Here is a 23922-nt window from a genome sequence, read left to right on the forward strand (position 1 = left end):
ATCAATCCGCAGCACGTCGAGCCACAACCGCCTGGCGTATCGCATGGTGCGCATGCGCTGCGACCTTGGCCCGGCCGTCCCGGCGGCAGCGCTCACCGTCCATAGGCTCCAGAAAAACCACTTCCACCCTGGCGCCGCGCGTGCCCAGAAGACACCATAGATTCTGCATGAGGTTCTGCTCTCCCACAAAGGAGAAGTAATCGCTGCGCCGCCCACGGTGGAAAAACCGCAACGCAACGGGCTGGATATCGGCTCCTGCCTGAATCGCAGCCTCGAACAGACTGGCATGAAAAGGCTGCACATCGTAGCCGGGCGAGGTCGTGCCTTCAGGGAACAAGCCCACGGCCTCTCCCGCAAGAAAGCGTTGCCGCAGCGCTTCGCCGGCCGCGCGCACCGCATGGCGCTGCCCCCGCTCTATAAATACCGTGCCGGCGCCCGCCACCAGCCAGCCTATGACGGGCCAGCCGCGGATGTCGCTTTTCGCGACAAATGCCGTGGGGCGTACGCCGTTCAGCACAAATATATCCACCCACGACACGTGATTGGCCACCAGCATGACGGGACCATGAAGACGGGGCTGGCCCGAGACCGTCACCCGGATCCCGCACAAGCACATGAGCATGCGGGACCAGCGCCGATTCATACAGGCTCGAAGCCGGCCGGATGCCATGGGGTAGATCAGGCCAACGCTGAGCAGGCCCACCACGATCCATATCGCGACAAGGAGAAAACGGGGAAGAAAACGCAGAAGCGACAAGACAGGCCTTTATGGTGCGGCGTCAGATTGGCCAAGGCCATCGAGATAACGTTGGAGGATGACTGCGGCGGCCATCGCGTCATCGGCCTCGTTCGTACCCAGGATGGCCTGCGCTTCGAGGCTGGATCCGCGCTCGTCGATCAGTATGACATCCAGGCCGAAGCGCCCGCGCAGCTGGTTTGCGAAACGGCGGCTGCGCACGCTGGCGGATTGCTCCTGGCCGTCGAGCGTGAGCGGCAAGCCGACAACCACCGTGTCAGGCTGCCATGCCCGCAGTACTCTTTCGATTTCGGTAAAGCGCTGCACGCGCGTGGCAGGCCTGATGATTTCGAGCGGCCGCGCATGGCGGGTGAGCGTATTGCCCAGTGCAACCCCTATCTTCTTGATGCCATAGTCGAACGCCAGCAGCGTCCGGTCAGGCATGGCCGGCTTCCCCGGCCAGCATCATCGGATCGATGCCTAGTTGCCGCAAGGCGACCTGATAGCGGTTTTCAGCTGGCGTATCGAACAGGATATCGGCATTGGCTGCAACATTGAGCCAGGCATTGCGCGACATTTCGCTTTCGAGCTGGCCCGCCCCCCACCCCGCATAACCCAGCGTAATAAGCAGGCGCACGGGCCCCTTGCCTTGCGCGACATCCTGGAGCACGTCGCGGGAGGTGGTAAGGGCAACATCGCCCAGGCTAATGCTGGAACTGTAGCCGCCCGCAGGCGCATGCAGCACAAATCCACGGTCCGTCTGGACCGGCCCGCCGAAAAAGACGGGAGCATCTTGGACGGGTCCGGTATCGTCGGACAGATCGAGGTCGATGCGCTTGAGCAGATCACCCACGGTGATGTCGGTAGGACGGTTGATGACCAGGCCGAGCGCACCATCGCCTGTGTGTTCGCACACGTAGATGACCGTATCGGCAAGCTCGCCTGACACCATGCCGGGCATGGCCAGCAGCAGCTGCCGGGACAAGTCGACGCTTGCTTCCGGGGCAGACCGTTTGGGCGTTTCATTCATGACTTGTCCTCCTGGGGAGTGGGAAAACCGGGTATATGGATGTAGCTGAATTTACACCTCGATCAGTTCAAAGTCTTCCTTGCGCGCGCCGCATTCGGGACAGACCCAATTGGGCGGGACGTCTTCCCACCGGGTACCGGGCGCAATCCCTTCTTCCGGCAGGCCGGCTTCTTCATCATATATCCAGCCGCAAATCAGACACATCCACGTTCGCATGTTTTGTAACTCACTAAAATAATTTACCCGTTCCAGCTCCGGCCAATTCCGAAGGCTTACATTAGAATGGGGGCTGAGGGCCATAAACCCAATAGCAATACCCCCATGTTACCCAAAAGTCGCCGCTGAAATCATAGCCTTTATACCGTGCAATCAACGCAGCCTCCTGTTGTACTCATTTTCGGCGCTTTCGACCCCAGCGGGTCCAGTAGCCTGCCCGCCGATGCGGTTACTTGTGCCAGCCTGGGCTGCCACCCCCTGGGCACGCTCACGGCCATACAGGTCCGCGACAGCGCCAATCTGGAAAGCATTCTACCCGTAGGTCCCGAAACCATAGACGACCAGGCCCGATGCGTGCTGGAAGACATGAATGTGCAGGCCATCAAGGTGGGAGCCCTGTACACCGCCGAGGCTGTCAGCGTGCTCGCCCAGATCGCAGCCGACTACAACCATGTCCCGCTGTTGCTGCAACTGGCCCCCTATCCCGACGAATCCGCCCTGGAAGACATCGACACGGAGGATGTGCAGATGGCCATGCTCGAACTGCTCCTGCCGCAAACCGATGTCGTTGTGATCGACCATCTCCTGCTCGAGCAATGGCAGTCGCAAGGCATATTTGCCGGCAGCGACGCACAGACACCCGCGCAGGCCATGCTGGAGTTCGGTGCCGGGTGGCTGCTCACGACAGGCGCCAGTCTGCGGCCCGGACAGCGCGGCTACATGCTGCAGGGCAGCCGCGGCGAAACCATGAGCTGGCCGCTGCAGCCACCGCCCGAACGGCTTGCCGACGCCGATGGCCCGCTGGCCTGCGCCGTCACGGCGGAACTGGCCAACGGCAAACCGGTGCCGCAGGCTGTCGAAGCCGCCATCGCCGTCGCAGCACCGCTTGCAGCACGCTATTTCCAGCCAGGCATGGGCCTGCGCCTGATCAATCGCAGCGCGGCGTCATGACAAGTCCAATCCGATTTCCACGCGGCCTGTATGGCATCACCCCCGAATGGGATGATACTGAAGCGTTGCGCCTAGCCATCGCCAACGCCGCTGCGGGCGGGATGACCGCGCTGCAATGGCGGCGCAAGAACATCGCGCCCGGACAGCGGGTGGCGCAGGCCAGAGAGGTCGTAGCCCAGTGCAGGACATTGGGTGTCGTATCCATCATCAACGACGACTGGCGCCTGGCAGCGCTGGTGGATGCCGACGGCGTGCATCTGGGCCGCGACGACGGCAGCCTGGCGGAGGCGCGCATTGCCCTCGGCACGGACAAGATTATTGGCTGCTCCTGCTACAACGAGCCTGCGCTGGCGGCGCTGGCCTTGGAGGGAGGCGCCGATTATGTTGCCTTCGGGGCGATCTATCCCTCCAGCACAAAGCCCCAGGCGGTACATGCCACGCTCGAACACATCAAGGCAGGCCGCCTGCTGGCCGAAAGCCGCGGGGAACGGCCCCGTCCGTCTGTCGTCGCCATAGGCGGCATTACCGCCGAAAATGCCGCAGCCGTCATCCATGCGGGCGCAGATAGCGTAGCCATGATCAGCGCCTTGTTCAGCAGCAGCGATATCCGGGCCACAGCGGCACGCTGCTCCGCCCTATTCGCCTAAGGCACCGGGAGTGAACGCGCACCGGTGCGCCGACGCGGACGGCGGCGCGCCTCAAACTGTTATCCTTCCATGTATCCTCGCAACAGCTTTTCCAGAGTACCTCTCATGACCCGCAACGCAGAACTGTTCGAACGCGCCTGTCAATCCATCCCGGGCGGCGTCAATTCCCCGGTACGTGCCTTCCGCTCCGTGGGCGGCGCCCCCCGCTTCATCCAGCGAGCGCAGGGAGCCCATGTGTGGGATGCGGAAGGCAACCGTTATATCGATTATGTGGGCTCCTGGGGTCCGGCAATTCTTGGCCACGCCCACCCGGATGTCATCAAGGCAGTACAGGATGCCGCAACTGGCGGCCTGTCTTTCGGCGCGCCCACGCTTGCCGAGATTGAAATTGCCGAGGCCATTGTGGCCCGCATTCCATCCATAGACAAGGTCAGGCTGGTGAGCTCCGGCACCGAGGCCACCATGTCTGCTATCCGTCTGGCGCGGGGCGCCACCGGACGCAACAAGATCGTGAAGTTCGAGGGCTGTTATCACGGCCATGCGGACAGCCTGCTGGTCAAGGCCGGCTCGGGAATGCTGACTTTCGGCAATCCTACCTCGGCGGGTGTGCCGCCCGAGTTCATCCAGCATACATTGGTGCTGGACTACAACCGTATCGATGCGGTGGAAGCCGCCTTCGCGGAATACGGGCATGATATTGCCTGCGTCATCGTGGAGCCCGTGGCGGGCAACATGAACCTGGTCAAACCGGTGGCGGGCTTCCTGGAGGGCCTGCGTTCCCTGTGCAGCCAGCACGGCGCCCTGCTTATCTTCGACGAGGTCATGACGGGCTTTCGCGCTGGACCGCAAGGCGTGCAGGGTCTCACAGGCGTCACGCCCGACCTGACGACCCTGGCCAAGGTCATCGGGGGCGGCATGCCGGTCGGCGCATTCGGCGGACGGGCCGATATCATGGAACAGATCGCACCGCTCGGGCCGGTCTACCAGGCCGGCACGCTGTCGGGCAATCCAGTGGCCGTCGCAGCGGGGCTGGCAACACTGAAGCTGCTGGCCGAGCCCGGCTTCTACGACAGGCTCTCGGCGCAAACGCGAAAGCTGGCGGACGGATTGACTGAGCGTGCGCGCGCCGCCGGCGTGTCCATGTGCGCCGACAGCATAGGCGGCATGTTCGGCCTGTATTTCAGCGACAGCGTGCCGACATTGTTTGACGAGGTTTCACGCTGCGACGTGGAAAAATTCAAGAAATTCTTCCACGGCATGCTGATACACGGCGTATATCTGGCGCCCTCCGCCTTCGAAGCGGGTTTCGTTTCGGCTGCGCACGACGACGGCGTCATACAGGAAACACTGGATATAGCGCAGCAGGTGCTGGAAAAAATCTAGGCGGCACGGCCGAGGGCTGGGACGATCCGCCCAGCCTGCGTACACATCATGCTGCAGGCGGCACCACCGCCGTCACCTCTATTTCCACCTTGGCCTGGTCCTCTACGAGATCGGCCACCTCGATCGCCGTCATGGCTGGATAATGACGGCCTATGACCTCGCGGTAATGGCGGCCTATATCCTGCAGCGATTCCATGTATTCCTTCTTGTCGCATACATACCAGGTCATGCGCGCAATATGCTCGGGACCGGCACCGCCCTCGGCCAGGACCGCCACGATATTTCTCAGTGTCTGGCCAACCTGCTCGGCAAAATCCTCCGTCTCGAATTCCTGCTGCGCGTTCCAGCCTATCTGGCCCCCGATGAACAGCAGCCGGCTGCCGGCTTGCATTTCCGTCATGATGCCGTTGGCATAACCGCGCGGCTCGGTCCAGAATGGGGGTTGCAATATTTTCATGCTGATCCTCATGCATTCGCCTGCGTTCGCAGGACAAAACGTTGCAGCTTGCCCGTTTCCGTTCTGGGCAAGCTGTCGGTGAACTCGATTTCCCGAGGGTATTTGTAGGGCGCGATGACAGCCTTCACGTGGTCCTGCAGCGCCTTGATCAAGGCGGCATCGCCGGCACGGCCCGGCTTGAGCACCACGAACGCCTTAACAATGTTGCCGCGCTGCGGATCGGGCTTGCCCACCACGCCGCACTCGGCCACGGCCTCGTGCGACAGCAGTGCATCCTCGACCTCAGGGCCGGCGATGTTGTAGCCCGCCGAGATAATCATGTCGTCGTTGCGCGCCTGGTAGAAGAAGTAACCGTCCTCATCCATCGTGAACGTATCACCCGGCACGTTCCATCCATGCTGGACGAAATTGCGTTGCCGTGCGTCATCCAGATAGCGGCAGCCGGTCGGGCCCTTGACCGCCAGCCGGCCCGGCGTGCCCGGCGGCACAGGCTGAAAGGCTTCGTCGACCACCTGCGCCACGTAGCCGGGCACCACCCTACCGATTGCGCCGCGGCGCACATCCTCGGGACGGCTAGACAGATAGACGTGGATCATCTCCGTGCCGCCTATGCCGTCCGTCATTTCTATGCCAGTGGCCTGCTTCCAGAGCTGGCGTGTACTGTCCGGCAAGGCCTCGCCGGCGGACACACTGGCACGCAGGCTGGACAGATCATAGTTGCCCGCGCGTTCCGCCATCTGGCGATAGAAAGTGGGCGCCGTAAACGTCATTGTCACGCCGAAATCCTGCACGGTCTGCAAAAGTGTGTCGGGGGTCAGCTTTTCACACAGCACGGCGGCGCCGCCCACACGCAGCGGAAAGCACAACAGGCCGCCCAATCCGAAAGTGAAAGCCAGCGGCGGCGTGCCGCAGACCACGTCGGCGGCACTCATGCGCAGCACGTGGCGAGAGAAGGTATCGCACATGGCGAGCACATCCCGATGGAAATTCATGCAACCTTTGGGAATGCCCGTCGTGCCGCTGGTAAAGGCAATCAGGCAGACATCGTCAAGTGCCGTGTCACAGGCGGAAAAAGTATCCGGCTTGGACGCCGCGCGCGCGTCCAGGCTGTCCGGATCGTCACCGCCGAAAAAGCAGGCTTGGCGCAGCATGTCGCTGTAGGCGGCATGCCCCGGGGTCATGCAGTCACGCACCTCGCCGGACAGGCGGACATCACACAGCACCGCCGAAATCTGCGCCTTGTCGATGATTTTCTTCAGCTCCCCGGCCCGCAGCAACGGCATGGTTGGCACCGTGACCATACCCGCCTTGACCGCCGCCAGCCATGAGGCGGCCATCATGGCGTTGTTTGGCCCGCGCACCAGGACGCGATTACCCGGTTGCAGCCCCATGTCTTCAACCAGCACATGCGCGATACGGTTGGTCAAGCGCATGAGCTCAAGATAGCTCAGGCTGCGCTTGCCCTGGCCATCATGCCACCACAAGGCGATGCGATCACCCTGCCCCTGCGCTACCAGATCATCGACCAGCGCCACGGCGCAGTTCAGTCGAGCGGGATAATCGACGTCGGGATTTCCGTCCAGCAGCAATTCCGGCCAGTCGCCCTCCGGAGGGAGATGGTCGCGCGCATAAGTGTCAATATGGCCAGATGCTTCCATGATGTTGCTCCTTGTTTTCGGTTACGGCCGCTGGTTTTAACCATCGCTGTGCGCCGCCTCGTGTTTTTTCGCTCTAGTCGCCCTCGAAGCGCGGCGCACGCTTGGCCGCAAATGCCTCGTATGCGCGCCGGAAGTCCTGCGTCTGCATGCAGATCGCCTGTGCATTCGCTTCCGCCTCGATAGCCTGGTCCAGCCCCATGTCCCATTCTTCCCGCAACAGTTTCTTGGTCATACCGTGTGCGAAGGTCGGTCCATCCGCCAGCTTGCGAGCCAGATCCTGGGCGGCCTCCAGCACCGCCGGCCCTTCATGCAGGCTGTTGAAGAAGCCCCAGGCCATGCCCTCATCGGCACTCATGGACCGGCCCGTGTACAGCAGCTCGGAGGCGCGTCCCTGGCCTATCATGCGCGGCAACAAGCTACATGCCCCCATATCCGCACCCGCCAGGCCGACGCGTGTAAACAGGAAGGCTGTGCGCGCGGCCTGCGTGCCCAGCCGCATGTCGGAAGCCAAGGCAATCATGGCACCCGCCCCTGCGCATATGCCGTCCACCGCCGCGACAATGGGCTGGGGACAGTTGCGCATGGCCTTGACCAGATCGCCCGTCATCTGCGTGAACGCCAGCATTTCCGGCATGGTCATGCGGGTCAGGGGACCGATGATTTCATGAACATCGCCACCCGAGCAGAAATTACCGCCCGCGCCCGTCACAACCACGGTCTTGATATCCGTTGCGTACTGCAGGCCACGGAAAAGATCACGCAGTTCCGCATAGGAATCGAACGTCAGCGGATTCTTGCGCTCCGGCCTGTTCAAGGTGATGGTGGCCACCTTGCCGTCCTCACTCGCCTGCCACAGGAAATGCCGCGCCTCGTACGATGCATAGGATTTCGTGTGATGCGCCATGGTGTGCGCCTGCTGATCCATGTCATTCTCCTCGCTTGCGGACTGCATCAGCCCGCGGTTTCTCCACCGTCCACAGGAACGGTCTGGCCATTGATTGCCGATGAAGCCGGCAGGCACAACCATGCTATCGCCGAGCCAACCTCTTCCGGCCGCACCAGCTGGCCCTGCGGGTTGCGCGCCGTGAGCGCACTGCGTGCTTCATCGTCGGACGATCCGGTTTTGCGGCTGATGTTGGCGACCGCCTCGCGCACAATGTCCGTATCGGTATAGCCCGGACACACTGCATTCACGGTGATCCCCCTGCCTGCAACCTCCAGTGCCAATGCTCGTGTCAGTCCCACCACGCCATGCTTGGCCGCGCAGTAGGCGCTGACATATGCATAGCCCTTTACGCCCGCCGTGCTGGCAACATTGACAATACGGCCCCAGCTGTCATGCAGCATGTCCGGCAGCGCGGCCTGGGTGCAATGAAAAACTCCCGTCAGGTTGACCGACAACATGTCGTGCCATCCCTGTTCATCCAGGCGATCAAAGCGCTGGCTGACGGCTTGACCGGCATTGTTGACCAGGATGCCGACGGGCCCATGCAGCGCCCGTGCATGCTCAAAAGCGGCTTGCACCTGGTCTCGCTGAGCGACATCGCCACATGCGATCGCCACCCCGCCCATGGGCTCGAGCGCCGCCTTGGCCGCCTCCAGTACGTCCTGGTTGCGCCCCATGATGGTGACCTTCGCCCCCAGTGCCAGCAGGCGTTTTGCGGCAGCCAGCCCGATGCCGCGCGACCCGCCGGTCACCAGCGCATGCCGCCCCTCCAACGATGCATGTAATGCCGGCGCTGACTTCTCTGAACTGGCTTGCATCATTTGCCTATCGACTGCGCATAGGCGGCCGCTCGTTCAAAATTGGTTTCCATCTGGCGCTTGGCCGGGAAATATTGCCGCGGCCAACTGATGTCCTCGAAGCCGATGCGAGCCGTTTCGCGCAAGGTCCAGGCGGCATCGGCGAGGTGCGGGCGCGCCAGCGCGCACAGGTCGGCGCGGCCCGAAGCAATAATACTGTTCACGTGGTCGGCCTCGAAAATGGCGCCCACGGCAATGGTGGGCACATCGGCCTCGTTGCGCACGCGATCGGCAAATGGTGTCTGGTACATGCGGCCAAATACCGGCTGCTCCGCCTTGCTGACCTGGCCCGAGGAACAATCCACCATGTCCGCACCCGCAGCCTTGAAGCGCGCCGCAATTTCCACCGCGTCGTCCGCCGTGATGCCGCCCTCCACCCAATCCGTGGCCGATATCCGCACCGACATGGGCTTGTGCGCCGGCCACACCTCGCGCACGGCGCTGAAGACTTCCAGCGGATAGCGCAACCGGTTGTCCAGCGAGCCGCCATACTCATCGTCACGCAGGTTCGTCAGGGGCGAGATAAAGCTGGACAGCAGATAGCCGTGCGCGCAATGCAATTCCAGCCAGTCGAATCCGGCCTGCTCAGCGCGACGGGCCGCTGCCACGAACTCTTCCTTGACCTCCTCCATCTGCTGGTGCGTCATAGCCTGCGGTATTTGTGACACGCCTTCGATATAGGGCAGCGCCGATGCCGAGACCAGCGACCAGTTGCCTTCGGGCAACGGCTGGTCCGTGCCCTCCCAACTGACCCGCGTCGATCCTTTGCGGCCGGCGTGCCCCAACTGTATGCCGATGCGCGCGTCCGTGTTCTGATGAACAAAATCAACAATTCGCTTGAAGGCCTGCATCTGCGTGTCGTTCCACAAGCCCGGGCATCCGGGGGTGATGCGCGCTTCAGGCGATACGCAAGTCATTTCAACCATGACAAGACCTGCGCCGCCCATCGCGCGCGCTCCCAGGTGCACCAGATGGAAATCACTCGGAATGCCGTCCACGCATGAGTACATGGCCATCGGCGACACCACGATGCGATTCTTAAGCACGACTTCACGCGCACGATAGGGTGTAAGCATGGGCGGCATGGGATGAGCGTCCTGACCGGCGGCAGGCTGCGCATCCTGTGTGGAAACCGCCCGTGCACCATCGGCCCCCTGGCCCCCGACGCCGGACACCTGCTTCCGCGCCTGCTGCGCCAGCCAGCGCTCATAACCCTCAAGCCAGCCCGCATCGCGCACCCGCAAGTTTTCGTGGGAAATCCGTTGAGAGCGCGTCAACAATGAATAGGCAAACTGCTCCGGCGCAAATTCCGCATAGCGCGCCACATTCTCGAACCATTCCGTGGAATTGCGCGCCGCATTCTGTATCTTGAGTACTTCAAGACTGCGGACGTCCTGATAATGCTGCAGGGCAGCAGGCAGATCGCCCCGATGCGCCTGAATCGAGCGATGCAGCTCTATGGCGTCCTCCAGAGCGAGCTTGGTGCCCGAGCCTATTGAAAAATGCGCAGTATGGGCTGCATCGCCCATCAGGATGACGGGTACGCGGCGTCCGCCAGGCAATGACTGTTCATGCACCCAGGTATCGCAGATGACGCGCGGAAAACGCTGCCATATGGCTGAGCCGCGCAAGTGCTTTGCGTTGGATATAAGCCCTTTGCCATCCAGCCATGGCGCGAAAAGCCGTTCGCAGAATGCAATGCCCTCTTCCTGTGACATGGACTCCAGACCCGACGCCTTCCATGTTTCATCGCGCGTCTCGACAATGAACGTGGACATGCCTGGCTCGAACTGATAGGCATGCGCCTGGAACCAGCCGTGCTCGGTCTGTACGAATGCAAAGGTAAAGGCATCAAAGGTTTTCTCAGTGCCCAGCCACACGAAACGGCACTCCCGGACGTCGATATCAGGCTTGAAAGTATCGGCATATCGGGTACGCACCCGGCTGTTCAGACCGTCGGCGGCGATGACCAGATCCGCATCGTAGCGCTGCGCCGCCACCTGGTCGTCGGTGACTTCCGTTTCGAAGACCAGCTTCACTCCCGCCTGCTCGCAGCGCGCCTGAAGGATATTCAGCAGTTTCTTGCGACCTATCCCTATGAAGCCGTGTCCGCTGCTGCGCAGGCTTTGGCCCTTGAAGTGAATGGCAATATCGTCCCAGTGATTGAATGCCTGGATGATCTGGTCGGCCGATACCGGATCCGCTTCCTTCAGATTCTCCAGCGTGGCGTCGGAAAACACGACTCCCCAGCCGAATGTGTCATATGGACGGTTGCGCTCGATCACCGTCACCTCGTTGGCCGGATCGCTGAGCTTCATCAGCAGGCCGAAGTACAGCCCTGCCGGTCCGCCGCCTATGCATACGATATTCATGCTCTCTCCCGTATTACTGCGCGCTTCCCGGACGCAGCCCGCGTCCGAAAAGCAGATGCCTGGCGCCACACCATACATCCAATTTAGTTTAAGTCTAAACTATATCGGCACAGAAACCGTCTTGCAAGGATTTTTTTAAAGTGCTTCATTTATCAAGCGCCGGATCAGGGGAAACGCCTACACTGTCGTCACTGCGCGTCCATCGCACTCGGGCCCGTGACAATTCGGTGTTACTGCTATCTAATTGAAGGTTAAAATAGTCAGGCCCACGTTTGTCGCCGAGATCGATCCTATGAGTGAATTTCTTCCCGCCGCCAGCATGGTTTCCGACTTTCCCGATCTGGAAAGCCGCACCGTCCCGGAGGACCACCGCGATCTGCGCCTGTGGTTGCGTCTGCTCACCTGCTGCAATCTCATAGAAAGCGAACTGCGCACCCGCCTGCGCACCCAGTTCGACACCACCCTGCCGCGCTTCGACCTCATGGCGCAATTGCTACGCGCCCCCGAAGGCATGAAAATGAGTGAGGTATCACGCCACATGATGGTTACGAATGGCAACATCACCGGTATCACCGGCCAGCTCGAGAAGGAAGGGTTGGTGGAGCGCATTCCCAACGCAAGCGATGGCCGCAGTTCGCTTATCCGGCTCACCAGCAAAGGCAAGCGCAACTTCCGCAAGATGGCCCAGGCGCACGAGTCATGGATACAATCCATGTTCGGAGGCCTGTCCGAGCCCAGCCGGCAAGCATTGTTCGACGCCCTTGGAGAACTTAAGCGTGCGCAGCGCCAGGCCCTCGCCGATGGGTCGCCACTCTCTGGACAAGCCTGACGCCGGCATCCATCCGGCTGCCCCCGGGGTGTGGGCAGGCCTTGCTTTTCCGTTCGGCGCGTCCGCGCCGGGCCGGTTGCCCGGCCTGATATAGAATGAACGCTTTCACTTCACGTTTCAGAGTCGCGTCATGGCTGTCAACCTGGTCATTCCTCCAGAATCCAATATCTTCCCCGTTCCCGGCGTGCAGATAGGCACCGCGGAGGCGGGCGTGCGCAAGGCAGGGCGGCGGGACCTGACAGTGTTCCGTTTTTGCGAAGGCACCAGCGTTGCGGGCGTGTTCACCCGCAATCGTTTTCGCGCCGCGCCTGTGCGCGTATGCGAGACCCACCTGGCCGGCAGCCTGGACATTCAGGCGCTTGTCGTGAATACAGGCAATGCCAACGCTGGTACAGGCGAGGCAGGCATGCAGGCCGCCTCGCAAACCTGTATCGCACTGGCAGAGGTACTGGACATCAAGCCGCAGCAAGTGCTGCCATTCTCAACAGGCGTCATCCTGGAACCCCTGCCTGTGGAAAAACTGGTGGCAGCGCTGCCTCGCGCCGCAGCGGACCTGGACGACGCCCATTGGCTGCAGGCCGCCCACAGCATCATGACCACCGACACTCAGCCCAAGGTCGTGTCGCGCCGACTGAAGCTGGGCGACACGCTGGTCACCATTACCGGCATCAGCAAGGGTGCGGGCATGATACGCCCCAACATGGCGACTATGCTCGGTTTTCTTGCGACCGACGCCGGCATTGCGCCCGAACTGCTCAAGGACATGGTGCGCACGGTCGCCGATCAATCGTTCAACCGCATCACCGTCGATGGCGATACGTCCACCAACGATTCGTTCATTATCGCAGCCACGGGCAAGGCGGATGTGAGCATCGAGGCGGTATCCGATCCGCGCTATACGCAGCTACTGCAGGCGCTTTCCGAGGCCGCATGCGAACTGGCGCAGAAAATCGTGCGCGATGCCGAAGGCGCCACCAAATTCATGACCATACAGGTGCAGGAGGCCGGCACATCCGCAGAAGCCTTGAAAGTCGCTTATGCGGTCGCCCAGTCGCCTCTCGTCAAGACCGCATTCTATGCGTCCGACCCGAATCTCGGCCGCATCCTGTGCGCCATCGGCTACGCCGGCATCGACGATCTGGATATTGGCGGAATCAGGCTTTGGCTGGGTGATGTGCTGGTGGCGAGCAACGGTGAACGCCATGCAAGCTACCGCGAGGAAGATGGCCAGCGCGTCATGAAAGAGGCCGAAATCCTGGTGCGTATTGCATTGGGACGCGGCAACGCGTCTGAAACGGTATATACCTGCGATTTCTCGCACGAGTATGTCAGCATCAACGCCGACTATCGATCCTGAGGTTCCGCACGCAACATCGGGCCTCGGCCCTCGTGACACTGCATCCGGCAAGGCCGTGCCGCAAGGAGGCGAGCGGCACGAGGGTCAAGGTCTTGCGACGTCCAGGTGCATCAGGCTGGCCGCCAGTACGCGCGCGCCATCCATCAGTTGCTCTGGTTCGGTCCACTCTTCCGGGCAATGGCTGCGGCCGTCCCTGCATGGAATGAACACCATGCCCATGGGCCCGCTGCGGGCCATGTAGGCCGCGTCATGGCCGGCGCCGCTGGGCAATACGGCGCTCGCATAGCCCAGCCCCGATGACGCCGCTTCTATAACCCGCATGACATCAGGATCGCACGCCGTCGGCCGGGACCGGCTCAGCTCGCGCATGTCCACAGATACCCGGAGCGCCTTCAGTCCCTCAGCAGTGCCGGCGAGCACCGCCTCGGGGAAACCGGCCAGTACCTGGTCGTTGTCGCTACGTACCTCCAGCACCAGCTCAACGTGGCCGGGTACGGCATTGGGAACATTGGGCGTCATGTCCAGGCGACCCACCGTGGCCACTACGTAATCGGTCCCCGCAGCGAGGGCCTGAGCCCTGGCATGCGCGCCTTCGATCAGCCGCGCGGCGCCCACCAGGGCATCGCGGCGAAGGTCCATGGGTGTGGTGCCTGCGTGATCTGGCCGGCCCGTCACCGTCAATGCAACCCGCCGTATGCCGACAATATGGCTGACCACACCGATAGGCAGCCCTCGTGTTTCCAGGACCGGGCCCTGCTCGATATGCAATTCGACAAATGCAGCCGTATCGCCCTTGCCGCGCAGGGCAGTCTGCAGCCGGTCAGGCGCGGCGCCCACCCGAACCATGCCCTGAGCCAGGGTTTCGCCGTCCAGACGTGCGGAAGCCAGCATGGCGTCATCCAGCAGGCCCGTCATACCGCGACTGCCAACACAGGAAATGCCATAGTCGCTGGGTTCTTCGGAAAGAAAGTCTATGACCTCCAGAGGGTGGTCAAGCTGAACCTGCGCGTCATGCAAGGCGTGCGCGAATTCTATGCCGGCCAGCACGCCTATGATGCCATCGAAGCGGCCGCCGTCCATGACCGTGTCGCAGTGCGAGCCCGTGACGAGCGGCGCGGCATCCGCCCGGCGGCCCGGACGTCGCCCGATGAGATTGCCCGCCGCATCCAGCGATGTCTGCAGGCCCGCTTCCTGCATCTGGCCGCGCAGCCAATCGCGCGACTGAGCATGCAATGCGCTGAAGGCGCGGCGTGTCCACGGACGTTGCGCATCGGTAAAGCCCGCAAGCGTCTGCACCCGATGCCACAAACGTTCTGCATTCAGACATGCCAGAACCGCTCGATTGGGCGGCGCGAGGGCGAATTGCGCATTTTCCGGCATGCCGGCCTCCTGTGCTATTGGATTGATTTACGGTATGGCTTCCGGCGCTAGCCCGTCTGGCCCTGCGTCCAGACGACAAGCGCCGCAACGAGATCTCTCAGATCGGCACGCAGCTTCTCGTAGCCCGCGTTCGGACGCAGGCTGATCTCATCCATGTACAGCTTGCGGTTCACTTCCACCTGAAGACTGTGACGACCGTTTGCCGGATCACCATGGCGCCGCACGATTTCCACGCCTTTGTACGGATCGTTGACGGCGACGTCGTAGCCTCGTGCGCGCAGCCATTCGGCCACGAACTCCCTGAAGGCGGGCGCCGCGGTGGCGCCGTCGCGGTCCCCCAGCACGAAATCAGGATGAACAAGCCCGGGCTTGTCTGTGGCATAGGCGCCTGCGACGCTGGGCATGGAGTGGCAGTTGATGTGCCAGACCTGGCCGAAACGTGCATGTGCCGCATCCAGACATGATTTGAGCGCCTCGTGATAAGGCTCCCAGCAGGCCTGGATGCGATGGCGCACTTCATCATGCGACAGCTTGCGGCTATACAGCGGCGTGCCGTCGTCCATCATGCGCCAGATCAGTCCTTTTCCGAGCTTGACCTTGGGAGACTCGGGAAGCGGCTCGGGCCATGGCTGGGCCAGCAGCTGAGGGTCTATTTCCTCGGGGCCACGATTCGCATCGATATAACTGCGAGGGAAGCGCGCCGCCAGCAGCGGTACGCCCTGGGCAGGCGCGTTGTTCCATAGGTCTGCCACCCAGGTATCCTCCGCCGTGCGCAGAGGCCCCAACGCGATGGCGGGATCGAAATCGGGCGGATAATCCGTGCCGCTGTGCGGCGAGTCCAGCACCAGAGGAGCGGCGTTGTCTGAGGCCGGGTAATTGTCCGGCGCAATGTATCGGTATGAAAGGGGCTGAGTCGAAAAATGCATGATGCGAGGCTTATATGCAAAACCGGCCCGAATTATCGGGCCGGTGGTCTGTGGAGCGTATTACTTGAGCTCTATATGGGCTTCTTTCACGATGCGCGCATTGCGGGCAATCGTCGCGGAAATGGTCTTGGCGAAATCTTCTGGGCTATTGCCAACAGGGCTGGCGCCAAGCTGCGCCAGACGCGTCTTGACGTCTTCCTGGGCCAGGACCTTGACGGCCGCCTCGTTCAGCGTCTTGAGCACATCGGCGGGAATGCCGGCGGGTGCAACCAGGCCGAACCATGAAGGATCGTTCACCTCTTCCAGGCCCACTTCAGCAAACGTGGGGACATCGGGCAGCGTGGCGCTGCGCTCGGGCGCGGCCACGGCCAGCGCGACCAGCTTGCCTTCCTTGACATGCGGCAGCGAGGAGGGAAGATTGTCGAACAGAACATCAACCTGACCGGCGAGTGTGTCGGTCAGGGCGGGACCCACGCCGCGATAGGGGACGTGAAGCAGGTCTGTGCCCGACGCCATCTTGAACAGCTCTCCCATCATGTTGGAAACCGAGCCATTGCCGGCGGAAGCATAGGCATACTTGCCAGGCGACTTCTTGGCCAGGGCAATGAATTCCTTCATGTTCTTGGCTGGAACCTTGGGGTTCACAACCATGATATTGGGCACCGATGCCAGGTTGGTGATGGGCTGGAAGTCTTTTTCAGCGTCGAACGGCAGGCTCTTGTAAACCACGGGATTGATCCCATGCGTGCTGACCGTAGCGATGCCCAGCGTGTAGCCATCCGCCTTGGCCTGCGCCACAGTGCCCGTGCCAATGGAACCGCCTGCGCCGGCGCGGTTTTCAACGACAATGGGCTGGCCCAGCGCTGTGCCCAACTTCTCGGCCACCAGGCGGCCGACTATGTCGGTTGTGCCGCCTGGCGCAAACGGCACGATGAGGCGAATGGGCTTGTCAGGGTAGGCGGCGCTCGCAACACCGGCGAAAGTGGAAGTGAAAGCGGCGGCGCCCGCCACACATAGGCTGAGTATCAGTTTGCGACGTTGCATAGCGTCTCCAGATTGATTAATTGAAAGGCGCGGTCATGCCTCCACATGCCGCGTCGAGGCGACATTCTTGCCGCGGCTGTCCAATTTGTGCAAACGAAAGAATTTCACTAACCTATTCCGTTTTGTCATACTTAAAGCCTTGTCTGAGGTCTGATCCCTCAGGCTTGTATCTCTTCCATGCGCCGCTTTTGCCCTTCCATCACCGACCTTCAAGCCTTCGAAGTGACCGCCAGGCAAGGAAGTTTTACCCGCGCCGCACATGAAATGTGCATCACCCAGGGCGCGGTGAGCAAGCAAATAAAACATCTGGAAACATTCCTTGGAGTCGATCTATTCCTGCGCACGCGCGGCGGCTTGGTGCTGACCCATGCCGGCCACAGCTATCTGCATGATGTACGGGCCAGCCTGAACCGCATCGAGGCCGCCTCGCTTGCGCTCATCGCCCATCAAGGGTTGGGCGGCACGCTCAATCTCACCTGTATGCCCTCTTTCGCGGCAAAATGGCTCATTCCCCGCCTGCCCAAGCTTCGCCGCCGCTATCCCGACCTGCACATAGGCTTTCTTCCGCATCGCATGGGCTATGACTTCTCGTCTCCCGATGTCGATGCGGCGGTGCGCTTCGGCAATGGCGTATGGCCCGGCAGCCGGGCGGACTACATTGTGGGCAAGGAGGTCGTGCCCGTGTGCCGGCCCAACCTCTTCAAGACGCCGCCCGAATCGCCGGAAGATCTGCTGTCGCGGCCACTGCTGCACCACACAACGGCGCAACAGTCCTGGCCCGACTGGTTCCGCGACGCCGGGCACGACACCCCGCACAGCCGGGAGGGCGCGCGTTTTGACCAGTTCACACTGCTGACACAGGCAGCCATCGCCGGTTTCGGCACGGCGCTCATTCCCCGCTGCCTGGTGGAAGAGGAATTGCAGGACGGAAAGCTGATCGTCCCTCTGGATGTGCCCATTACGGCGCACAATGGCTACTACCTCTGTTATCCAGAGCACAAGAGCCGCTTACCCACGCTGCAGGCCTTTCGGACATGGATGCTTGATGCGATGGAGGCGGCGCCCACACGCGTGAACGACGAGGACGTGCCGGCCGGCGAGGCGGCCCTTTCCGCCTGAGGACGCCGAGGCACCCCGTACAGGCATTCGTTTGACTTCAATTGAAATTTCCAGGTAGAATCATGAGCTTGGCATTTTCGGCCAAGGCTATTCATTTTTAGGAATTTCCCACATGTACGCGGTCATAAAAACCGGTGGCAAGCAGTATCGCGTTGCCGCTGGCCAAAAACTGAAGATAGAACAGATACCGGCAGACATTGGGCAAGAAATCACGCTGGACCAGGTATTGTCGGTTGGCGAGGGCGAGCAGTTGCAGATTGGCACGCCCTTGGTCTCCGGTGCCGTGGTCAAGGCAACCGTTCTTGCGCAAGGCCGCCACGACAAGGTCAAAATTTTCAAGATGCGCCGTCGCAAGCATTACCAAAAGCGCCAGGGCCATCGTCAAAACTACACCGAAGTTCGCATCGAAGCCATTACGGCCTGATGCACGCGGTATTTAGCAGGAGCTAAACATGGCACAGAAAAAAGGCGGCGGCTCAACCCGTAACGGCCGCGACTCAGAATCGAAACGCCTGGGCGTCAAGGCCTACGGCGGCCAGCTTATTTCGGCTGGTTCCATCATTGTGCGCCAGCGTGGCACGCAGTTTCACCCCGGCACCAACGTCGGCATTGGCAAAGACCATACTTTGTTCTCGCTGGTCGATGGCACCGTTAAGTTTGCAGTCAAGGGCGCGCTCAACAAGCGTACCGTCTCGGTGGTTGCCGCAGAGTAAGCAACTCGCCAGCCGTTTACCCAGAAGCCCTGCCGGCATCGTGGCAGGGCTTTTGTTTTAGAATAGCGCAAGCACCGGCGCGCCTCCAGCCGAGCGCCGGATGGCAGCCTTATCCAACACATACACCATGAAATTCGTAGACGAAGCCACCATAGAAGTCATTGCCGGCAAAGGCGGCAATGGCGCGGCGAGCTTTCGCCGCGAAAAATTCATTCCCAAGGGCGGCCCGGACGGCGGCGACGGCGGTCGCGGCGGCAGCATTCATGCGGTGGCCGACCGCAATATCAACACGCTGGTCGATTTCCGGTTTTCCCGGCTGCACCGCGCAAAAAACGGCGAAAACGGCCGCGGCTCCGATCAATACGGCGCAGGCGCGCCGGACATCCTGCTGCGGGTGCCCGTGGGCACTGTCATTTTCGACGCGGAAACCGGAGAGCAGCTCTTCGACCTGGACCGCCATAACCAGAAGGCCACGCTTGCCGCCGGCGGTGCGGGCGGCCTCGGCAATCTGCATTTCAAGTCCAGCACCAATCGCGCACCGCGCCAGTTCACATACGGCAAGGAGGGCGAGCAGCGCAAGCTGCGGCTGGAGCTCAAGGTACTGGCCGATGTTGGCCTGCTGGGCATGCCCAATGCGGGCAAATCCACATTGATCAGCAAGGTATCAAACGCCCGGCCCAAAGTGGCTGACTACCCTTTCACCACACTGCATCCCAATCTGGGGGTCGTACGCACTTCCCCCTCGCACAGCTTCGTCATCGCCGACATTCCGGGCCTGATCGAAGGCGCTTCCGAGGGCGCCGGGCTCGGCCACCTATTTCTGCGGCATCTGTCACGCACGCGGGTTCTGCTCCATCTGGTCGATGTATCATCGCCCGATCCCGATGCCGATATCGTCGCCCAGGCCGAGGCGGAGGTCCGTGCCATTTCCGAGGAGCTGCGGCGCTACGATGCCGATCTGTACAACAAGCCGCGCTGGCTGATTCTCAACAAACTCGACATGGTTGCCGAGCCCGAATCCGTCCAGCGGGCGCTGGTTCAGGCCTTGGGCTGGACCGACCCCGTATTTGCCATTTCGGCACTTACAGGCGTCGGCACACAGCATCTTATGCTTAAGCTCCAGGAATGGCTGGACGCCCAGCGCCGGCTGGACAACGAGGTACAGGACAAGGCCGACGGCAGCTATGTGGCGGAAGACCCGCGATTCGACGAAAATCGCGGCACTCCCGACACGGCGCCCCCGGCCTGAGCTGCCTCGCCCGGCCCGCCCCTATCCCGGGCCTGCTCCATCCATACCGCACCACAGGCTTCCCGACCGCATATTCTTTCGTTTCCGTCCATGGCTGCTTCCAATCCACAATCGTCTGCCGTATCCCAGGCCAGAAGGCTGGTCGTCAAAGTGGGATCGTCCCTGGTCACCAATGAAGGCAAGGGTGTGGACCTGGCCGCAGTCGACCAATGGGCCGGGCAGATTGCCGCTCTCCATGCCCACGGGAAACAGATGGTGCTGGTATCCAGCGGCGCCATTGCCGAAGGAATGGCGCGGCTCGGATGGCCGCGCCGGCCCAATGCCATGCATGAGCTGCAAGCGGCTGCGGCTGTCGGGCAGATGGGGCTGGTGCAGGCCTACGAGGTCGCCTTTGCCCGGCATGGCATACGCACGGCGCAAATCCTGCTCACACATGAGGATCTGGCTGACCGGCACCGCTACCTGAATGCCCGAAGCACGCTGTACACACTGCTGGGGCTGGGCGTAGTACCCATCGTCAATGAAAACGACACCGTGGTGACAGATGAAATCCGGCTGGGCGATAATGACACGCTCGGCGCACTGGTCACCAATCTTATTGAAGCGGAAGCGCTGGTCATACTTACCGACCAAGCGGGGCTGTATGATGCCGATCCGCGCAACAATCCCAATGCACAACTCATAACCGAGGCCAAGGCAGGCGATCCGGCGCTGGAGCGCATGGCGGGAGGCTCCGGCACCAGCATCGGTACTGGCGGCATGCTCACGAAGGTGCTTGCGGCCAAGCGCGCGGCAAACAGCGGAGGAAATACAGTGATTGCATCCGGCCGCGAGCCAGATGTACTGCTTCGCCTGGCTGACGGCGCGTCCATCGGCACGACGCTGCGCGCCCTGCTGCCCGTACGGTCTGCGCGCCAACGCTGGCTGGTCAACCACCTGCGCCTGCGGGGCCGCGTGATGCTGGACGCCGGCGCGGTCAATGCCCTCATGCAAGGCCACAAAAGCCTGCTTGCGGTCGGCGTCACCGCGGTCGAGGGAGAGTTCGAGCGCGGCGACGTGGTGGCCTGTGTCGGCCCCGACGGCATCGAGTGGGGCCGCGGCCTCATCAACTACTCGGCGCGCGACACGCGACGCATTCTGCGCCAGCCCAGCCGCCGTATTGCCGACATCCTGGGCAGCATGTCAGACCCCGAGCTCATGCACCGCGACAACATGGTGTTTGTACGCACTACGCCGGGCGGCGGGCTTACTTCTGAGCCGGAATAAACATCGTTTCCTTGATTTCCTCCATGACCACGCAGCTCTTGGTTTGCGTGACGCCCGGAAGACGCAGCAATATATCGCCCAGCAGATTGCGATACTGGCCGATTTCCCGTATGCGGGCCTTGACCATATAGTCGAAGTCGCCCGACACCAGATGGCACTCCATGACGTGAGGTATAGCCAGCACCTCACGCCGGAAGTCATCGAAACTGCGATCGGACTTATGGGATATGGTGACTTCCACGAACACCAGCAGGCCGGCATCGAGCGCGGCCGGCGATATGCTTGCGTGATAGCCCGTAATAATACCTTCGCGCTCCAGCCGCTTGACGCGATCTATGCAAGGCGTAACGGTAAGCCCGACCTGATCGGCCAGATCCGTCATGGATATGCGACCGTCGCGCTGGAGAATGTCGATAATATGGCGATCCAGCCGATCGAGCGTAGCAACCGGTTTTCGTTGTATGCGCAAGACAGTACTCCCTCAATTTCGGCTTGGCCACTTCATGTGCGCCTCCGGGAAGGCATGATGGCGGTCTTGTTGAATCAGCAGATTTTACTGAAAAGCCACGATTTTCAATAAAATTTTATTGAGTATCTGACTTATCATCTGCCCAAATTCACTTGAGCGAGCGTACTGATGAAAGTCATAGTACTGGGCGCGGGCGTGATTGGCGTGACCAGCGCCTATTACCTGGCCAAGGCGGGACATGAGGTTACCGTGCTTGAGCGCCTTGCAGGCCCGGCCCTTGAAACCAGCTTTGCCAATGCCGGACAGGTGTCCTTTGGCTATTCTTCGCCGTGGGCTGCCCCTGGCGTGCCTGTCAAGGCATTGAAATGGCTGTTTGCCGAACATCCGCCCCTGTCGTTCCGGCCGGACGGCACATTGTTCCAGCTTTGGTGGATGTTTCAGATGTGGCGCAACTGCAATGCGCACCGATATGCCATCAACAAGGAACGCATGATACGCATGTCGGAATACAGCAGCGTCTGCCTGAGCACGTTGCGCGAGGCTACCGGCATTCAGTACGAGGGGCGTCGACAAGGCACGTTGCAGGTGTTCCGCAAACAATCCCAGATGGACCAGGCGGGCAAGGACATTGAAGTACTCCAGAATGCCGGGGTGGCCTACGAGCTGCTGGATGGCGCCGACCTGGTCGAGGTTGAACCCGGCCTGGCACATGCGACGCATGCACTCGTCGGCGGGTTGCGCACGCCAGATGACGAAACAGGCGACTGCAGCCTGTTCACAAATCGTCTGGCTGCCATTGCCGCCGAGGCAGGCGTGGATTTTCGCTATAACACTTCCATAGATCGCATTCACATCGAAGGCTCGAACGTGCGCGGTGTGCAATGCGGCACTGAGCTGGTAACGGGCGACGCCTATGTGGTGGCACTTGGATCATGGTCTACCCAATTGCTGAGCGCCGCGATGCGGCTGCCTGTCTACCCCATGAAGGGCTATTCGATCACAGTGCCAATCGCCGATGACAGGCGCGCACCGGTATCGACCCTGCTGGATGAGACCTATAAAGTCGCCGTCACGCGTTTTGACCAGCGGATACGCATTGGGGGCATGGCCGAGATCAAGGGCTTTGACAAAACCCTTGATCCCAAGCGCCAGCAAACGCTGGAAATGGTGGTGGACGATTTATTTCCTGGCGCGCGCGAGCCTGGCGACGTGAAGTTCTGGACCGGGCTCAGGCCAAAGACGCCGGACAGCACACCGATTATCGGACCCACGCCTGTGCGCGGGCTGTACCTGAACACGGGACACGGCACGCTGGGCTGGACGATGTCCTGCGGCAGCGGACAACTGATTGCCGATATTGTGTCTGGCAAGCCAACGGAAATCCGCAGCGACGATCTAGCCATCAGCCGTTATACGGCTCCCGTAAACATATAGCCCCAGTTGTGCACTGACTTCAGCGGAAGGCCCAGCCCCTGCTCCGAGCATTTGCGCCGCAGACGACTGACCAGCACACTGAGCCGGCTCTGCAGAAACGTGGAGGATTCCAGCTCGTAGGCTGCATTGACCGCCTGAATCAAGGTAGTATGCGTTGCACGCTGGTTGGGTGCGGCCAGCAGTGCCATGAGGAATGCGCGTTCGCCTGTAGTCAGGGCAATGCGCTTGCCGTCGGGGCTTGCGAGTATCCAGGCCTGCTCAGGCAGCGACCACACGGCCTTGCGCGCCGTGTCGGCACGCGCGCCCAGCGCATCCAGGCGCCAGAGCAGACGGTATAGAACCGCGGCAACCAGTTGAGGCGACGCCGACGCGGGGCAATAACAATCAGCCCCGCTTTGCAGCGCATGAAGCAGGCTGGATTCGTGATGGCTGTCCACCAGCACAACGATGCCCAAGGCTGGGTGCAGCGCGCGCAATTGCGACGCCGCAATGCAGTTCTGGGCATGCGCCCCGCCCAGCACAATGGCCGACAGATTGCCGGCGTTGGCGTGATGATGAACCGCCCGGCACAACGCCGGCATGTCTGTGCAATGCTGCACGCGAAAGCCGTGGGCTTCGAGCTCATCACCGCGGCGCAGGCAATTGCCAATGGATGTTTCGATGCCTGGCGGTGCAAAAAGCATGACGGCGGGCTGCATAGCCGGCGTGGCGTATGAGATTGTCTGAGTCAAGCGAGCCTCGTTTTATTGGCGAATGGCAACAAGGCCAATCGGCCTGGCACCATTAAGATACTCAAAGAATTATATTTTTACATAAGTTTACAACAACAAATCACGTTTGTAATTGTGATTATCACCACTGTGGTGTCATTACATCGTTCAAT

Annotated in this window: 25 protein-coding genes; 11 read left to right on the forward strand and 14 right to left on the reverse strand. The window is 61.4% G+C overall.

Annotated elements, in window-relative coordinates; all coding sequences use genetic code 11:
• Nucleotide 1: 1 nt before the first annotated feature.
• The 4 genes from ERD78_RS04770 to ERD78_RS04785 are packed head-to-tail and all read right to left on the reverse strand — an operon-like array spanning nt 2 to nt 1982.
• Nucleotides 2–757: a lysophospholipid acyltransferase family protein gene (locus ERD78_RS04770; RefSeq protein ID WP_129968082.1), complete on the reverse strand. Its 756-nt coding sequence runs from the start codon at nt 755–757 to the stop codon at nt 2–4.
• Nucleotides 758–766: 9 nt separating this feature from the next.
• Nucleotides 767–1180, reverse strand: coding sequence for a Holliday junction resolvase RuvX (gene ruvX, locus ERD78_RS04775; RefSeq protein WP_129968083.1), 414 nt, complete (start codon nt 1178–1180; stop codon nt 767–769).
• A complete protein-coding gene (locus ERD78_RS04780; RefSeq protein ID WP_129968084.1) occupies nt 1173–1766 on the reverse strand; it encodes a YqgE/AlgH family protein in 594 nt (197 codons plus the stop codon). Before ERD78_RS04780 ends, ruvX begins: the two co-directional genes overlap by 8 nt.
• A gap of 51 nt (nt 1767–1817) precedes the next feature.
• A complete protein-coding gene (locus ERD78_RS04785; RefSeq protein ID WP_102068856.1) occupies nt 1818–1982 on the reverse strand; it encodes a rubredoxin in 165 nt (54 codons plus the stop codon).
• Nucleotides 1983–2129: 147 nt separating this feature from the next.
• On the opposite strand from ERD78_RS04785, the gene thiD reads away from it, so the two are divergent.
• The 3 genes from thiD to hemL all read left to right on the forward strand — a co-directional run bounded on the left by thiD (nt 2130) and on the right by hemL (nt 4963).
• A complete protein-coding gene (gene thiD, locus ERD78_RS04790) occupies nt 2130–2933 on the forward strand; it encodes a bifunctional hydroxymethylpyrimidine kinase/phosphomethylpyrimidine kinase (RefSeq protein ID WP_129968085.1) in 804 nt (267 codons plus the stop codon).
• Nucleotides 2930–3580: a thiamine phosphate synthase gene (gene thiE / locus ERD78_RS04795; RefSeq protein ID WP_129968086.1), complete on the forward strand. Its 651-nt coding sequence runs from the start codon at nt 2930–2932 to the stop codon at nt 3578–3580. Before thiD ends, thiE begins: the two co-directional genes overlap by 4 nt.
• Nucleotides 3581–3685: 105 nt before the next feature.
• Nucleotides 3686–4963 carry a glutamate-1-semialdehyde 2,1-aminomutase gene (gene hemL / locus ERD78_RS04800; protein WP_129968087.1) on the forward strand — a complete coding sequence of 426 codons (1278 nt, stop codon included), beginning with the start codon at nt 3686–3688 and terminating at the stop codon, nt 4961–4963.
• Between the two features lie 46 nt (nt 4964–5009).
• Here the strand turns inward: hemL and ERD78_RS04805 are convergent, their stop codons facing one another.
• From ERD78_RS04805 to ERD78_RS04825, 5 genes are all read right to left on the reverse strand, one after another.
• On the reverse strand, nt 5010–5420 hold the full coding sequence (locus ERD78_RS04805; RefSeq protein WP_129968088.1) for a RidA family protein: 411 nt from the start codon (nt 5418–5420) through the stop codon (nt 5010–5012).
• Nucleotides 5421–5428: 8 nt separating this feature from the next.
• Nucleotides 5429–7078, reverse strand: coding sequence for an AMP-binding protein (locus ERD78_RS04810; protein WP_129968089.1), 1650 nt, complete (start codon nt 7076–7078; stop codon nt 5429–5431).
• A 73-nt stretch (nt 7079–7151) separates the two neighbouring features.
• Entirely contained in the window at nt 7152–8003 is an 852-nt protein-coding gene (locus tag ERD78_RS04815) for an enoyl-CoA hydratase family protein (protein WP_129968090.1), read from the reverse strand.
• Nucleotides 8004–8029: 26 nt separating this feature from the next.
• Nucleotides 8030–8845 (reverse strand): SDR family NAD(P)-dependent oxidoreductase, encoded by an 816-nt coding sequence (locus tag ERD78_RS04820; protein WP_245152327.1) that lies wholly within the window; start codon nt 8843–8845, stop codon nt 8030–8032.
• Nucleotides 8842–11253, reverse strand: coding sequence for a bifunctional salicylyl-CoA 5-hydroxylase/oxidoreductase (locus ERD78_RS04825; protein WP_129968091.1), 2412 nt, complete (start codon nt 11251–11253; stop codon nt 8842–8844). The genes ERD78_RS04820 and ERD78_RS04825 overlap by 4 nt, the downstream gene beginning before the upstream one ends.
• A 292-nt stretch (nt 11254–11545) precedes the next feature.
• On the opposite strand from ERD78_RS04825, the gene ERD78_RS04830 reads away from it, so the two are divergent.
• Nucleotides 11546–12082 carry a MarR family winged helix-turn-helix transcriptional regulator gene (locus ERD78_RS04830; RefSeq protein WP_245152328.1) on the forward strand — a complete coding sequence of 179 codons (537 nt, stop codon included), beginning with the start codon at nt 11546–11548 and terminating at the stop codon, nt 12080–12082.
• Nucleotides 12083–12212: 130 nt separating this feature from the next.
• A complete protein-coding gene (argJ, locus tag ERD78_RS04835; RefSeq protein WP_129968092.1) occupies nt 12213–13439 on the forward strand; it encodes a bifunctional glutamate N-acetyltransferase/amino-acid acetyltransferase ArgJ in 1227 nt (408 codons plus the stop codon).
• Nucleotides 13440–13523: 84 nt separating this feature from the next.
• Here argJ and ERD78_RS04840 read toward each other — a convergent pair whose 3' ends face one another.
• Genes ERD78_RS04840 through ERD78_RS04850 form a run of 3 tightly spaced genes read right to left on the reverse strand, consistent with a single transcriptional unit; the run spans nt 13524 to nt 16789 of the window.
• Entirely contained in the window at nt 13524–14819 is a 1296-nt protein-coding gene (locus ERD78_RS04840) for a Zn-dependent hydrolase (RefSeq protein ID WP_129968093.1), read from the reverse strand.
• A gap of 47 nt (nt 14820–14866) precedes the next feature.
• A complete protein-coding gene (locus ERD78_RS04845; RefSeq protein ID WP_129968094.1) occupies nt 14867–15745 on the reverse strand; it encodes an N-formylglutamate amidohydrolase in 879 nt (292 codons plus the stop codon).
• Nucleotides 15746–15805: 60 nt separating this feature from the next.
• A complete protein-coding gene (locus tag ERD78_RS04850) occupies nt 15806–16789 on the reverse strand; it encodes a Bug family tripartite tricarboxylate transporter substrate binding protein (RefSeq protein ID WP_129968095.1) in 984 nt (327 codons plus the stop codon).
• Nucleotides 16790–16966: 177 nt separating this feature from the next.
• On the opposite strand from ERD78_RS04850, the gene ERD78_RS04855 reads away from it, so the two are divergent.
• From ERD78_RS04855 to proB, 5 genes are all read left to right on the forward strand, one after another.
• Nucleotides 16967–17908: a LysR substrate-binding domain-containing protein gene (locus ERD78_RS04855; RefSeq protein WP_129968096.1), complete on the forward strand. Its 942-nt coding sequence runs from the start codon at nt 16967–16969 to the stop codon at nt 17906–17908.
• 112 nt (nt 17909–18020) lie between these two features.
• Nucleotides 18021–18332 (forward strand): 50S ribosomal protein L21, encoded by a 312-nt coding sequence (rplU, locus tag ERD78_RS04860; protein ID WP_129968097.1) that lies wholly within the window; start codon nt 18021–18023, stop codon nt 18330–18332.
• A gap of 28 nt (nt 18333–18360) precedes the next feature.
• Nucleotides 18361–18621 (forward strand): 50S ribosomal protein L27, encoded by a 261-nt coding sequence (gene rpmA, locus ERD78_RS04865; protein ID WP_129968098.1) that lies wholly within the window; start codon nt 18361–18363, stop codon nt 18619–18621.
• A 127-nt stretch (nt 18622–18748) separates the two neighbouring features.
• On the forward strand, nt 18749–19870 hold the full coding sequence (obgE, locus tag ERD78_RS04870) for a GTPase ObgE (RefSeq protein ID WP_129968099.1): 1122 nt from the start codon (nt 18749–18751) through the stop codon (nt 19868–19870).
• A gap of 90 nt (nt 19871–19960) precedes the next feature.
• Nucleotides 19961–21136: a glutamate 5-kinase gene (gene proB, locus ERD78_RS04875; RefSeq protein ID WP_129968100.1), complete on the forward strand. Its 1176-nt coding sequence runs from the start codon at nt 19961–19963 to the stop codon at nt 21134–21136.
• On the opposite strand, the gene ERD78_RS04880 is transcribed toward proB, so the two are convergent.
• Nucleotides 21117–21605, reverse strand: a complete 489-nt coding sequence (locus tag ERD78_RS04880) for an Lrp/AsnC ligand binding domain-containing protein (RefSeq protein WP_129968101.1) — start codon at nt 21603–21605, stop codon at nt 21117–21119. The two genes, proB and ERD78_RS04880, sit on opposite strands and share 20 nt — an antisense overlap.
• Nucleotides 21606–21773: 168 nt before the next feature.
• On the opposite strand from ERD78_RS04880, the gene ERD78_RS04885 reads away from it, so the two are divergent.
• Complete coding sequence (locus ERD78_RS04885) at nt 21774–23039, forward strand: D-amino acid dehydrogenase (protein ID WP_129968102.1); 1266 nt, start codon at nt 21774–21776, stop codon at nt 23037–23039.
• Here the strand turns inward: ERD78_RS04885 and ERD78_RS04890 are convergent.
• Entirely contained in the window at nt 23015–23770 is a 756-nt protein-coding gene (locus tag ERD78_RS04890; protein ID WP_129968103.1) for a response regulator transcription factor, read from the reverse strand. The genes ERD78_RS04885 and ERD78_RS04890 overlap by 25 nt on opposite strands.
• Nucleotides 23771–23922 lie beyond the last annotated feature (152 nt).

It is taken from the genome of Allopusillimonas soli (assembly GCF_004153445.1).
Classification (GTDB): Bacteria; Pseudomonadota; Gammaproteobacteria; order Burkholderiales; family Burkholderiaceae_B; genus Allopusillimonas; species Allopusillimonas soli.

Coding starts and splice junctions, on each gene's coding strand:
- ruvX (WP_129968083.1), bottom strand. CDS start 1,180: ATGCCTGACCGGACGCTGCTGGCGTTCGACTATGGCATCAAGAAGATA.
- ERD78_RS04780 (WP_129968084.1), bottom strand. CDS start 1,766: ATGAATGAAACGCCCAAACGGTCTGCCCCGGAAGCAAGCGTCGACTTG.
- ERD78_RS04785 (WP_102068856.1), bottom strand. CDS start 1,982: ATGCGAACGTGGATGTGTCTGATTTGCGGCTGGATATATGATGAAGAA.
- thiE (WP_129968086.1), top strand. CDS start 2,930: ATGACAAGTCCAATCCGATTTCCACGCGGCCTGTATGGCATCACCCCC.
- hemL (WP_129968087.1), top strand. CDS start 3,686: ATGACCCGCAACGCAGAACTGTTCGAACGCGCCTGTCAATCCATCCCG.
- ERD78_RS04805 (WP_129968088.1), bottom strand. CDS start 5,420: ATGAAAATATTGCAACCCCCATTCTGGACCGAGCCGCGCGGTTATGCC.
- ERD78_RS04810 (WP_129968089.1), bottom strand. CDS start 7,078: ATGGAAGCATCTGGCCATATTGACACTTATGCGCGCGACCATCTCCCT.
- ERD78_RS04815 (WP_129968090.1), bottom strand. CDS start 8,003: ATGGATCAGCAGGCGCACACCATGGCGCATCACACGAAATCCTATGCA.
- ERD78_RS04820 (WP_245152327.1), bottom strand. CDS start 8,845: ATGATGCAAGCCAGTTCAGAGAAGTCAGCGCCGGCATTACATGCATCG.
- ERD78_RS04825 (WP_129968091.1), bottom strand. CDS start 11,253: ATGAATATCGTATGCATAGGCGGCGGACCGGCAGGGCTGTACTTCGGC.
- ERD78_RS04830 (WP_245152328.1), top strand. CDS start 11,546: ATGAGTGAATTTCTTCCCGCCGCCAGCATGGTTTCCGACTTTCCCGAT.
- argJ (WP_129968092.1), top strand. CDS start 12,213: ATGGCTGTCAACCTGGTCATTCCTCCAGAATCCAATATCTTCCCCGTT.
- ERD78_RS04840 (WP_129968093.1), bottom strand. CDS start 14,819: ATGCCGGAAAATGCGCAATTCGCCCTCGCGCCGCCCAATCGAGCGGTT.
- ERD78_RS04845 (WP_129968094.1), bottom strand. CDS start 15,745: ATGCATTTTTCGACTCAGCCCCTTTCATACCGATACATTGCGCCGGAC.
- ERD78_RS04850 (WP_129968095.1), bottom strand. CDS start 16,789: ATGCAACGTCGCAAACTGATACTCAGCCTATGTGTGGCGGGCGCCGCC.
- ERD78_RS04855 (WP_129968096.1), top strand. CDS start 16,967: ATGCGCCGCTTTTGCCCTTCCATCACCGACCTTCAAGCCTTCGAAGTG.
- rplU (WP_129968097.1), top strand. CDS start 18,021: ATGTACGCGGTCATAAAAACCGGTGGCAAGCAGTATCGCGTTGCCGCT.
- rpmA (WP_129968098.1), top strand. CDS start 18,361: ATGGCACAGAAAAAAGGCGGCGGCTCAACCCGTAACGGCCGCGACTCA.
- obgE (WP_129968099.1), top strand. CDS start 18,749: ATGAAATTCGTAGACGAAGCCACCATAGAAGTCATTGCCGGCAAAGGC.
- proB (WP_129968100.1), top strand. CDS start 19,961: ATGGCTGCTTCCAATCCACAATCGTCTGCCGTATCCCAGGCCAGAAGG.
- ERD78_RS04885 (WP_129968102.1), top strand. CDS start 21,774: ATGAAAGTCATAGTACTGGGCGCGGGCGTGATTGGCGTGACCAGCGCC.